Source organism: Cryobacterium zongtaii (genome assembly GCF_002909375.1).
Lineage (GTDB): Bacteria > Actinomycetota > Actinomycetes > Actinomycetales > Microbacteriaceae > Cryobacterium > Cryobacterium zongtaii.
Genome location: NZ_PPXD01000001.1, coordinates 212578 through 224348, shown reverse-complemented (window position 1 = coordinate 224348; position 11771 = coordinate 212578). Strand labels below are relative to the sequence as shown.

Genomic DNA, 11771 nt, shown 5'->3' with positions numbered 1-11771 from the left:
CTGTAGTCAACCTGAAAAGGATCCTTGTGAATCTCATGCGTTTTGGCCGCCCCGCGGTCATTGCTATTGCCGCAGCCCTCGTTCTTTCCTCCTGCGCCTCGAACGAAGCCGGCAGCACGGCTACCGACGACGCCGCGGACAGCACCCTCACCGGCACGATCAACGCCGCGGGCGCCTCCTCGCAGGGCTCGGCCCAGGAAGCGTGGATCTCCGCTTTCCAGACGGCCAACCCGGACGTCACCATCAACTACGACCCGTCGGGCTCCGGCGCCGGCCGCGAGACCTTCATCGCCGGCGGCACCGACTTCGCCGGTTCTGACTCCTACCTGAGCGACGAGGAGCTGGCCGGCACGTTCGCCGCTTGCGCCCCCGACACCCTCGCCGTCGACCTGCCGGTCTACATCTCCCCGATCGCCGTCATCTTCAACGTTGAGGGCGTCACCGACCTCAACCTGGATGCTGACACGCTCGCCAAGATCTTCACCGGCGCCATCACCACCTGGAACGACCCGGCCATCGTCGCGCTGAACGCCGACGCCGACCTGCCGGCCACCGCGATCACCGCCGTGCACCGCTCGGACGACTCGGGTACCACCAAGAACTTCGCGGACTACCTCTTCCAGGCCGCACCCGACGTGTGGACCGAAAAGCCGGCCGACCCGTTCCCGTACGCCACCGGTGAGGGCGCCCAGGGCACCTCCGGTGTCGTCGACGCCGTCACCAACGGCACCGGCACCATCGGCTACGCCGACGCTTCCCGCGCCGGTGACCTCGGTGTCGCCAAGATCAAGGTCGGCGACGAGTTCGTCGAGTACACGGCCGAGGCCGCCGCAGCAGTCGTCGACGGTTCGCCGCTCGTCGAAGGCCGCGCCGACAACGATCTGGCCGTCAAGCTGGACCGCCTCACCACCGACGCGACGCACTACCCGCTCGTTCTGGTGAGCTACGCGCTGGTCTGCACCGAGTACGCGGACGCCGAACAGGGCGCCCTCGTCAAGGAGTACGTCAGCTACATGGCCAGCGAGGACGGCCAGGCTGAGGCTGCGGCATCCGCCGGCGCCGCACCGCTGTCCGCTGACCTGCAGGCCAAGGTTGCCGCTGTCCTCGAGACCGTCAAGTAACTCAACATCCGCTGAGCTTCCGGCTTCAGTTACACCGCCCGGCAGGGCGATCGCGTTGCACGCGGTCGCCCTGTCGGGCACACTGAGGCTTGGGGTCCGGCTCAAGATCCACCCTTACCGGTAACACCTCACCCCTCCAGGGAGACGCTCGGAATGACGACCGCAGTTGACCGTATTGCGATCAAGGCCAAGGAACGACCGGGCGACCGCATCTTCTCCACCGCAACGGTGGTAGCAGGCAGCCTGATCCTGGCCATGTTGGCCGCCGTGGCCCTGTTCCTCTTCGTGCAGAGCATCCCCGCCTTCGTGGCGCCGGCTGACGCCTTCAAGGGCGACTTCAGCAACTTCTGGTCCTACGTGGCCCCGCTGGCCTTCGGTACGGTCTGGTCGGCCTTCCTGGCCCTGCTGATGGCCGTGCCCGTCGCCATCGCCGTGGCCCTCTTCATCTCGCACTACGCCCCGCGCAAACTCGCGCAGGGCCTGGGCTACCTCATCGACCTCCTCGCCGCCGTTCCCTCCGTGGTCTTCGGCCTCTGGGGCATCGGAGTACTGGCCCCGATGGTGCAGCCGTTCTACGCCAACCTCGTCGACTGGTTCGGCTGGTTCCCGCTGTTCGCCGGCCCCGTGTCCGGCACCGGCCGCACGATCCTCACCGTGGCCATCGTGCTCGCCGTGATGGTGCTGCCGATCATCACCGCCATCTGCCGGGAGATCTTCCTGCAGACCCCGGTGCTCTACGAGGAAGCCTCGCTGGCCCTCGGCGCCACCCGCTGGGAAATGATCACCATGGCCGTGCTGCCCTTCGGCCGCGCCGGCATCATCTCCGCCGCCATGCTGGGCCTGGGCCGCGCGCTCGGCGAGACCATGGCCGTGGCCATGGTGCTCTCCCCCAACCCCGAGGTGATCTTCCAGCTGCTCACCTCGCAGAACTCCAACACCATCGCGGCCAACATCGCGCTGAACTTCCCCGAGGCACACGGCGTGGGGGTCAACATCCTGCTGGCCACCGGCCTCGTACTCTTTGTCATCACGCTGATCGTGAACATGATCGCCCGCGTGATCATCAACCGCCGCAAGGCCTTCTCAGGAGCGAATTGATGAGCATCACCATGACCGCCTCCTCTCCCGTGACGAACTCCCTCACCGCCGGCAAACTGCCCAAGAACGCCCCCATGATGGTGCTCGCCGCCAGCTGGCTGGTCGTGGGCGCCATCTTCGCGGTGATCTTCCTCTCCGGCGCGACCGAGAGCTTCAACTGGGCCGGCACGCTGTTCTTCGGAACCGTCCTGTACTGCATCGCCCTGTTCCTGTTCTCCTACTTCGTCGAGGGCACCCGCCGGGCCAAAGACCGCCTGGTCACCGCCCTGGTCACCATCGCGTTCGTGGTGGCGCTGATCCCGTTGATCTCCCTGGTCGGCACGACCATCGTCAACGGGCTGCCCGCCTTCATGACCCCCACCTTCTTCACCGAGTCCCAGCGGAACGTCGTGGGCGCCGGCGGCGGGGCCCTGCACGCCATCGTCGGAACCCTCTTCGTCACCGGGTTGGCCACCCTCATCTCGGTGCCGATCGGGCTGCTCACGGCCATCTACCTCACCGAATACGGTCGCGGCCGGCTCGCCCGCGGCATCACCTTCTTCGTCGACGTGATGACCGGCATCCCCTCGATCGTGGCCGGCCTGTTCGCCTACGCCCTGTTCTCGCTGCTGTTCAACGACCCCGGCATCCGGTTCGGCTTCGGCGGCTCGGTGGCTCTGTCGGTGCTGATGATCCCGGTGGTGGTGCGCTCCAGCGAAGAGATGCTCAAGCTGGTGCCCAACGAGCTGCGCGAGGCCGCCTACGCACTCGGTGTGCCCAAGTGGCTGACCATCGTGAAGGTGGTGCTGCCGACGTCACTGGCCGGCATCGTCACGGGCATCATGATCTCGATCTCCCGCGTGATCGGCGAGACCGCGCCGTTGCTGATCGTCGCCGGCTTCACCGCCAGCATGAACTACGACCTGTTCAACGAGCGGATGATGACCCTGCCGGTGTTCGTGTACAACCAGTACGCCAGCCAGGGCGCCGATTCGCAGGCCTACATCGACCGGGCCTGGGCCGGTGCGCTCACCCTGATCGTGATCGTCATGCTGCTCAACCTCGTGGCCCGGCTGGTCGCGCGCACCTTCTCCCCCAAACTCGGCCGCTGACGCAGCCGCCGCCCAGACTCCAGCTTCAACAGATTCGAAGGAACACATGTCCAAGCGCATTGAAGTCAACGACCTCGACGTCTACTACAGCAAATTCCTCGCCGTGGAGGGCGTGTCGCTGACCATTGAACCGCGCACGGTGACCGCGCTGATCGGCCCCTCCGGCTGCGGCAAGTCCACGTTCCTGCGCACCCTCAACCGCATGCACGAGGTCATCCCCGGCGCTCACGTCGACGGTGAAGTGCTCATCGACGGCAACAACCTCTACGGCCCCGGCGTCGACCCGGTGCTCGTGCGCCGTCAGGTCGGCATGGTGTTCCAGCGGCCCAACCCGTTCCCCACCATGTCGATCGGTGACAACGTTCTGGCCGGCGTCAAGCTGAACAACCGTCGGATGGCCAAGAGCGACGCCGACGCGCTGATCGAACGCTCGCTGAGCGGCGCGAACCTTTGGAACGAGGTGAAGGACCGCCTGGACAAGCCCGGCTCGAGCCTCTCCGGCGGCCAGCAGCAGCGTCTCTGCATCGCCCGCGCCATCGCCGTGCAGCCCGACGTGATCCTGATGGACGAGCCCTGCTCCGCGCTCGACCCGATCTCCACCCTCGCGATCGAGGACCTCATCGAAGAGATGAAGACCGACTACACGATCGTCATCGTGACGCACAACATGCAGCAGGCCTCGCGGGTTTCGGACCGCACCGCGTTCTTCAACATCGCGGGCACCGGCAAGCCGGGCAAGCTCATCGAGTACGACGACACCACCACGATCTTCTCCAACCCCACCGTGCAGGCCACCGAGGACTACGTCTCCGGCCGCTTCGGCTAACCACGCACCCGTTGCTCCAGCCGCCCGGTCGACCCCAAGGTCGCCCGGGCGGTTTTTCGTTCCCGCCGTGCGTGTTCCCCGTGTACCACCGTCGTGTCGCGAGAGCGGCCAAACGGTCACCTCGTGCCCCGCGAAGCAGCCACGCGGCCGCTCTCGCGGAACCATCGTGTCGCGAGAGCGGCCAAACGGTCACCTCGTCACCCGCGAAGCAGCCACGCGGCCGCTCTCGCGCGACGGGTGGCTGCGCTAGGCCCCGGTGCGGGCCAGCAGGGACGCGTTTAGGGCGCGGGTGAGCTCGGTGTCGTGGGGGAACTCCACGCCGTCCAGGGCGGACACAGCGACCGCAAGACGCACGCTGGAGACCAGCCATGCCGCATCCGCCGCCCGCAGCTCATCGACGGTGACATCGCGGTACTCGACGCTCTCCCCGTGCGCGGTGAGGTATTCGAACACGCTCTGCTGGGTGGTGCCGTGCAGGATGGCGCCGCTCGGCGCCGGAGTGACGTAGCGGCCGTCGATGCGCAGAATCACGCTCGACGTGGGGCCCTCCATGACATAGCCGTCGTGGGTGAGGAAGATGGTGTCATCGGCGCCACGGCGCTTGGCCTCGCGCAGGGCAGCCATATTGATGGCGTAGCTGAGGGTCTTGGCGCCCATCAGCAGCCAGGGTGCCTGCTCGGCGACCCCGCGCGGGTAGCCGCGGTCGAGGGTGATCACCCTGATGCCGTTCTCGCGCACCGCGGTGAAGTCGGCGGCGCGGGTGGCGTGCAGCCAGGCGGTGGGCGCGGGTCCGTGCTCGACGCCGCGGCTGAGCACGAACTTGAGCGCCAGTTCGCCCTCGCCGGGGATCCGGGCCACTGCATAGGCGATCGCGGCGCGCCACTGGGCGGGGTTGGGCACCGGCAGGTCGCAGATCTGGGCGGAGTTGATGAGCCGGCTGATGTGCGGCTCAACCTCTTGCGGATGCCCGTTGACCACGCTGAGGGTCTCGAAGATGCCGTCGCCGCGTTGGGTGCTCAGCTCGGCGACCCGCAGTGCCGGGGCGCCGGAGTCGATCTCGTGGAACGTGTCCACGAAGTCGGTGCGGGTGGAGTCGGCCGGCTCCGGGTCGATGAGCAGCGTGAAAGGCAGGGTCATGTCTCGAGCCTACCCACCAGGCGCGGCTGGCTTCCAGCTCTGGGGCCCACAGCGAGCCTGCGCCAGCGAGTTGCCATGTGGCGCCCCTTCCGGCTCCGTGAAGGGGCCTGAACCGGCAACTCATTGTCGCGTGGCTCTTGGCGCTGCGGAAGAGAACCCCTCCGGCGTCTCGGCGGGGGACTTTGCGGCAGTAAGGATGCTGCCGGCCAGTGACTTCGGTCAAGGTACCGCTTCAGGGCCCCGGACGGGGAACTTTGCGGCAAGTCGGGATCGTCGGGATGCTGGCCTCGCGCCACGCGGGCCGGCGCCGACCGGCACGGGCAGGTACGGGCCGGCCCGGTCCGGACCGGCAGGTGCCGGCACCGGGCGCGGGGCCGTTGGCGAGCGAGCTAGCTCTGGATGGCGACGATCGGGTCGCTGGTGGGCTGCTCGGATCCACCCGAGGGTTCCACCGTGACACCGACGGCGTCACCGGCGGACATGGTGCCGTCGAGCACCCGCCAGGCGGTGCCGGAGCCGTCGGAGTCGAAGGTGCCGGCCGGGACGGGCCCTGCGGTTCCGATGTACCAGAGCTGGTAGTCCTGGTCGTCGCCGAGGGCGGGCAGGTCGTCGACGATGATCGCGGACAGGCCGAGCTCTCCGGACCACACCAGCGTGGCATCCTGGCCGTCGGCGGTCTTGGTCGACGCCCGCTGGCTGTCGGAGGCCGCGTTGATCTCGGCGAGGCTGGCGGCCTGCTCTTGGGCGAAGTCCTGGCTGGGATCGCCGTAGAGGGCTTGGCCGGCGAACGTGCCGCCGACGAAGAGGGCGGCGGCGGCCGCTGCCGCGACGAGGTACCCGGCGGGACGCTGGAACCAGCGGCGCTGGGCTCGTTCGGCGGCAGAGCCCGGGGCGGCGGCGGATCCCTTGCCGGCGGCGAACTTGTCGGCCGAGGACGCCGAAGTCGAGGCGGCGCCGGGAACGGCACGAGCGGACCCGGAACCGATCGGGATGGCCGCGGGCGGCGCATCCGTCGTGGCGGTGGGTTCGTCAGGAGTCACCGAGTCGGCTGCGGGCGGGAGCGGGGAGAGCTGCGGGGTGGAGGCCAGCTGTGCCATCAGGCCGGCCTTGAGCGCGCTGGAGGGCTGCACGGGCGCTACCGACAGGCCGAGGGCCACGGCGGTGTCGCTGAGTTCGGCGGCCTCGATGCGGGCCTGCTCCGACTGAGCCAGGTACCGCTCGTATTCGGCGGCCTCGTCGGCGCTGAGGGCGTGCAGGGCGTATGCGCCGGCCAGGTCGGCCGGGTTGTTGGTGGGACCGTTGCCGGTCAGATCGGTGTCGGGCTTGTCGGTGTCGCTCATGCGCCCACCCCCAGTTCATCTCGCAGACGAATTAACCCGTCGCGCAGCCGGGTTTTCACGGTGCCGAGCGGGATGTGCAGGTGGTCGGCGACCTCACGGTGACTGAAACCGCTGAAGTACGACAGGCTCACGGCCTGGCGTTGCAGTTCGGTCAGTCTGGACATCGCCTTCTCCACCCTTTCATGCTCGATTTTGACCTCGACGGTTTCGGCGACGTGGTCATAGGGAACCGCGAGGTCGCGGATTCCGATTTTGGTGTCCCGGTCGCGGCCGGCCTGCGACGACCGAATCCGGTCGATCGCACGTCGGTGCGCCATGGTCATGATCCAGGTCGAGGCCCCGCCACGCTGCGACTCGTACCGCGATGCCGTCTGCCAGATCTCCAAGAAAATCTCCTGTGTCACTTCCTCCGACTGTGCGTGATCGATCAGTACGCGCTTGACAAGGCCAAGCACCCGTGGAGCGATCTGGTCGTAAAGCTCACCGAAAGCCGATTGGTCGCCTTCGGCTACCCGAGCGAGCAGCTCTTCTTTCGAAGGCGCTGTCGACGAGGCGTCGAGGTCGAACTCAGCAGTCATGAGATCCAGCATGTCAGGTCCAGTCCCCTCCCATGCTTAGGGTTCGGTACCGAGTCCCTGCTGGATTGGTCTGGAGCGAAAAAGATCCGCCCGGGTGGCCGCCGGGCAAAGTGAAGGCCGGACCGCAGAACGCCTCTCGGCGTGAGGCCGTTCTAGACGGCGAATATTGGAGCCCGGGGTTACTACGGTCCGGCCAGCATCAAGTGTAAACGACATCGGCTGAGAGTTCATTCCGGGATGCCCGGGAAATTATTCGAGGGAGTCGCTGCGCCACAGCCGGGCGCAGGAGGTGAACTCCTGCGCGGTGGTGGAGAACCGCAGGGCCCGGGTGGTCAGCTCCGAGGACCGGCCAGGTTCGGTGCTGTCCAGGTCGTCGGCGACACTCGCGCAGCCGGCTCCGATCACCCGGCAGAAGGCGGCTGCCCGGTCCAGGGCGACGGCGAAGTCGCCGGTGAACACACCCCGGAGGATCTCGTCGGCGAGCAGGATGATCTCGGCCGGACCGGTCGGCACCGCCGCACCGGCGACGAGGGGGTCGATGGTGACGGCCACGTCGATACCGCGCTGGTAAAGGAACGCCGTGCCATCGGCATCCTGCCGGATCAGCAGCCGCACCAGGTAGATGCGCCAGAGCGCGCCCGGCAGGCTGCGCGGCGTGGCCCGCGACCACAGCTCCGCCACCGCGTCGATGCCGTGCTCGTCGGTGTACGCCACCAGGCGCTCCACGACCTCGGGGTCGGGGCTGTCACGCACCCTGGCGATCAACGCCTGGGCGGTCTCGTGGGCGACCCGGCTGATCTGCGCGGGATCTTCGCCGCCCATCATCGATTCGAACTTGGCGCCCGAGAACTGGGTGGGCTTGTGGAAATCGTCGGCCATCGCTCTCCTCCTGGCTTTCAGGGCAGCGTAGTCGGGTACGTCGCCGGATGGTGTGGGTGTTGCCGGCCGACGTCTGTGGCGGATGCATCCACGCTAGTCACAAAAACCGTCCGCCAATCCACGCTAAGTTATTAACCGCGGGCCTCTAGCTCAGTTGGTAGAGCAAAGGACTTTTAATCCTTGGGTCGTCGGTTCGAGCCCGACGGGGCCCACTTTCTTAACGCCGGGGGTGTTCTCGGGTGCCGGGACCCGGCCGGTCGATCGTGCCGCGCCTGGCTGCTCACGACGGCCCCGATTCGTTGCTGTCGGCATCCTGGATCACCAGGAGCATGATGCCCTCGGGATCGAGCAGGTACGCGACCCGTTCACCCCACGGCATGTCGGCCGGCGGCACCACGACAGCGTCGGCCGCGGCCTCGACCACGGCCGCCAGATCGGGCACGTACAGACACAGGTCCACGGCGTGCCCGGTCGCCGGGCGGGGGGTCTCGCCGTAGAGGGCCGGCGCCGTGCCCCGACCGAGGGCGACCTGACCGGCACCGATGCGCAGGGTGAGGTAGTCCGGCTCACCGCGCTCGGGAAACCGGTAGTCGACAACGCCGGACAGCACTCTCGCGTACCATCTCCAGGTGGTCGCGAGATCGACACAATTGACGACCGGGAACAGCTCACCTCTGGCCATGGCCCCACCCTAGGATCGTCACCGCAATCCCACAACGGCCGGCCGAGACTGGGCACGCGCACGGAATGTCCTGCGAGTCTTCAGTGTTTCCCCCTCCGTAGACGCGCATTCTGGTGTGCTGTAGTCCGGCCGCGGGCGCGTAATCGGCGCTTCGGCGCAGGACGGCGCACATACCGCGCGTCAGGAGAGGAGCCCAGTGCGCAAGAACATCGACGTCGAGGTGGAGACCGGCGTGATCGAGAAGTACCGCCGACACCCCAACGGCAATGGGTGGGTGTCCGGCAAGTCGACCGTGCAACCGAGCGCGTTCATCTCCGAGTCCGCCTACATCGAGTCAGGCGCGCAGGTGGGCCGGGAGTCGTGGGTCGGGCCGGGCAGCTGGATCGACCACGACGTCGTCATCGGCGACAAGGTGTTCGTCGGCCAAAACGTGCACATCGGCGAGGGCAGCCTCGTCTCGGGCGGTGCCCACCTGGGCAGCCATGTGCGCATCGGCCGCAACGTGCGGATCGCCGCCGGTGTACGCCTGGACCGGGACACCCGGGTGCCCGACGGCACCGACGTGGCCGCGGGCAACGTGGGCGCGGACGGTCGCCGCTCACACGGGCTGGCCGCGTGAGCATCCGTTTGGCCCGGTAAAAGCGCAAAACCCGCGAGCACCCGGTGCACGCATCCGGCTCCGACAGGAGCAGGATGGGGTCATGACACGTCGCGCACCGGTCAAGGACATCAACGAAGACGACCTCGTTATCGGCACCCCCAAGAAGGCCGCCGCCGGCCTCGAGGCGGTGGTGGTGGCGCTGGACCGCGGCATCGCGCAGGCCGGGGTCGGTCGCACCGCCCGGGCGCTGCTGCGGCTCAACCAGCGAAACGGCACCGACTGCCCGGGCTGCGCCTGGCCGGAGTCGACCGGGCATCGCAAAACCGCCGAGTTCTGCGAGAACGGCGCCAAGGCCGTGGCCGAGGAGAACACCCTCCGCACCGTCGGACCGGGATTCTGGGCCGAGCACTCGCTCGCCGACCTGGCCGACAAGACCGAGTACTGGCTGGGCAACCAGGGCCGTATCTCGCAGCCCGTGGTGGTGCGCCCCGGCGACACCCACTACTCCCCCATCGCCTGGGAAGACGCCTTCGCGCTGATCGGCGAGAAGATCCGCGCCACCACCGCGGACCGCACCGTGTTTTACACCTCGGGCCGCACCGCCAACGAGACCGCGTTCCTGTACCAACTGTTCGCCCGGTCGATCGGCACCAACAACCTGCCGGACTGCTCGAACATGTGCCACGAATCCTCCGGGTCGGCGCTGAACCCCACGATCGGCATCGGCAAGGGCACCGTCTCGCTGGAGGACATCCACGTGGCCGAACTGATTCTGGTGGTGGGCCAGAACCCGGGCACCAACCACCCACGGATGCTGTCCGCCCTGGCCGACTGCAAGGCCAACGGCGGCAAGGTCGTCGCCGTGAACCCGCTGCCCGAGGCCGGGCTGTTCAACTTCAAGGACCCGCAGACCCCCACCGGTCTGGTGGGCCACGGGGTGCCGTTGGCCGACGAGTACCTGCAGATCAAGGTCGGCGGTGACCTGGCCCTGTTCCAGGCGCTCGGCCACCTGCTGCTCGAGGAGGAGGCCCGGGTACCCGGTTCCGTGGTGGACCAGGAGTTCATCGACCTGAACACCGACGGCATCGAGGCCTACCGGGCCGCCCGCACCGAGATCGACTGGGTCGAAACCGAGAAGGCCACCGGCCTGTCGCGTCTGGAGATCAGCGTGGTCGCGAAGATGCTCGCCGCGTCGAAGGCCACCATCATCTGCTGGGCGCTGGGCCTGACCCAGCAGCCGCACTCGGTGAACACTCTCAAGGAGATCATCAACCTGCTGTTGCTGCAGGGTAACTTCGGCAAGCCCGGCGCCGGCGCCTGCCCGGTACGCGGGCATTCCAACGTGCAGGGCGACCGCACCATGGGGGTGTGGGAGAAGCCCAAGGAGGCCATGCTCGCCGCGCTCGACGCCGAGTTCGGCATCGTCTCACCCCGCGAGCACGGCCTCGATTCGGTGAACACCGTCGAGGCGTTCGAGAACGACGACGTCGACGTTTTCGTGTCGATGGGCGGCAACTTCGCGCTCGCCTGCAGCGACACCGACCTGCTCGAGGCCGCGATGCAGCGGGTGGGCCTGACCGTGCACATCTCCACCAAGCCGAACCGGTCGCATGTGATGCACGGGGTCACCTCGCTCATTCTGCCGACGCTGGGCCGCACCGACACCGATGACAAGCATCCGTCGGGCCGGCAGGTTCTGTCGGTAGAGGACTCGATGTCGATGGTGCACTCCACCCAGGGCAGGCTCGCCCCGGTCTCCGAGCACCTGCTGGCCGAACCGGTGATCGTGGCGCGGATGGCCAGGGCCACGCTCGGCGACGACCACCCGGTGGACTGGAAGGCGATGGCGGAGGACTACGACGTCATCCGCGACCACATCGCCCGGGTGCTGCCGGGTTTTGAGGACTTCAATAAGCGGCTGCGCGACAAGAACGGCTTTGTGCTGCCCAACCCGCCGCGCGACACCCGCAGCTTCGCCACCGACATCGGCCGTGCCCGGTTCACGGTGAGCCCGCTGGAGTACCTCACCCCACCGCCCGGGCACCTGATTCTGCAGACCATGCGCAGCCACGACCAGTACAACACCACCTTCTACGGGCTGGATGACCGCTATCGCGGCATCAAGGACGGCCGCCGGGTGATCCTCATCCACGCTGACGACGTCACCGAGCTGGGCTTTGCGGACCGCGATCTGGTCGACGTGATCAGCACCTTCGGCGGGCAGGAACGCCGGGCCGACAAGTTCAGGCTCGTGGTGTACCCCACCCCGCGCGGCTGCGCGGCGGCGTACTTCCCCGAGGCGAACCAGCTGATGCACCGGGAGTTGGTGGCCCGGGAATCGAACACCCCCGGCTACAAGGCCATGTGCGTGCGGTTCATCCCGCACGAGGCCGGGCTGCCGGTTCTGAGCTGACGCCG

At 67.8% G+C, this 11771-nt stretch carries 11 protein-coding genes and 1 tRNA gene; 7 read left to right on the top strand and 5 right to left on the bottom strand.

Features of this window, described 5'->3' with window-relative positions:
* Nucleotides 1-26 precede the first annotated feature (26 nt).
* The 4 genes from pstS to pstB all read left to right on the top strand — a co-directional run bounded on the left by pstS (nucleotide 27) and on the right by pstB (nucleotide 4136).
* The gene (pstS, locus tag C3B61_RS01110) at nucleotides 27-1121 is read left to right on the top strand and encodes a phosphate ABC transporter substrate-binding protein PstS (protein ID WP_370028165.1); all 1095 of its coding nucleotides are present in this window, start codon (nucleotides 27-29) and stop codon (nucleotides 1119-1121) included.
* A 153-nt stretch (nucleotides 1122-1274) separates the two neighbouring features.
* Complete coding sequence (pstC, locus tag C3B61_RS01105) at nucleotides 1275-2219, top strand: phosphate ABC transporter permease subunit PstC (protein ID WP_088457069.1); 945 nt, start codon at nucleotides 1275-1277, stop codon at nucleotides 2217-2219.
* A complete protein-coding gene (gene pstA, locus C3B61_RS01100) occupies nucleotides 2219-3310 on the top strand; it encodes a phosphate ABC transporter permease PstA (RefSeq protein WP_103432227.1) in 1092 nt (363 codons plus the stop codon). Before pstC ends, pstA begins: the two co-directional genes overlap by 1 nt.
* Before the next feature lie 46 nt (nucleotides 3311-3356).
* Nucleotides 3357-4136 carry a phosphate ABC transporter ATP-binding protein PstB gene (pstB, locus tag C3B61_RS01095; RefSeq protein WP_088457071.1) on the top strand — a complete coding sequence of 260 codons (780 nt, stop codon included), beginning with the start codon at nucleotides 3357-3359 and terminating at the stop codon, nucleotides 4134-4136.
* A gap of 246 nt (nucleotides 4137-4382) precedes the next feature.
* Here pstB and C3B61_RS01090 read toward each other — a convergent pair whose 3' ends face one another.
* From C3B61_RS01090 to C3B61_RS01075, 4 genes are all read right to left on the bottom strand, one after another.
* Nucleotides 4383-5273 carry an aminodeoxychorismate lyase gene (locus C3B61_RS01090; protein ID WP_103459219.1) on the bottom strand — a complete coding sequence of 297 codons (891 nt, stop codon included), beginning with the start codon at nucleotides 5271-5273 and terminating at the stop codon, nucleotides 4383-4385.
* A gap of 389 nt (nucleotides 5274-5662) precedes the next feature.
* Nucleotides 5663-6613, bottom strand: coding sequence for an anti-sigma factor (locus tag C3B61_RS01085; RefSeq protein ID WP_103459218.1), 951 nt, complete (start codon nucleotides 6611-6613; stop codon nucleotides 5663-5665).
* Nucleotides 6610-7203, bottom strand: a complete 594-nt coding sequence (locus C3B61_RS01080) for a sigma-70 family RNA polymerase sigma factor (protein ID WP_103459217.1) — start codon at nucleotides 7201-7203, stop codon at nucleotides 6610-6612. The genes C3B61_RS01085 and C3B61_RS01080 overlap by 4 nt, the downstream gene beginning before the upstream one ends.
* Nucleotides 7204-7440: 237 nt before the next feature.
* Nucleotides 7441-8070, bottom strand: a complete 630-nt coding sequence (locus C3B61_RS01075; RefSeq protein ID WP_088457075.1) for a DNA-directed RNA polymerase subunit beta — start codon at nucleotides 8068-8070, stop codon at nucleotides 7441-7443.
* Nucleotides 8071-8209: 139 nt separating this feature from the next.
* Here C3B61_RS01075 and C3B61_RS01070 point away from each other — a divergent pair.
* Nucleotides 8210-8282, top strand: a tRNA-Lys gene (locus C3B61_RS01070).
* 68 nt (nucleotides 8283-8350) lie between these two features.
* Here C3B61_RS01070 and C3B61_RS01065 read toward each other — a convergent pair.
* Nucleotides 8351-8752: a VOC family protein gene (locus C3B61_RS01065; protein ID WP_103459216.1), complete on the bottom strand. Its 402-nt coding sequence runs from the start codon at nucleotides 8750-8752 to the stop codon at nucleotides 8351-8353.
* A gap of 196 nt (nucleotides 8753-8948) precedes the next feature.
* On the opposite strand from C3B61_RS01065, the gene C3B61_RS01060 reads away from it, so the two are divergent.
* Nucleotides 8949-9371: a hypothetical protein gene (locus tag C3B61_RS01060; RefSeq protein WP_165787893.1), complete on the top strand. Its 423-nt coding sequence runs from the start codon at nucleotides 8949-8951 to the stop codon at nucleotides 9369-9371.
* 82 nt (nucleotides 9372-9453) lie between these two features.
* On the top strand, nucleotides 9454-11766 hold the full coding sequence (locus C3B61_RS01055) for an FdhF/YdeP family oxidoreductase (RefSeq protein WP_103459215.1): 2313 nt from the start codon (nucleotides 9454-9456) through the stop codon (nucleotides 11764-11766).
* Nucleotides 11767-11771: the final 5 nt, after the last annotated feature.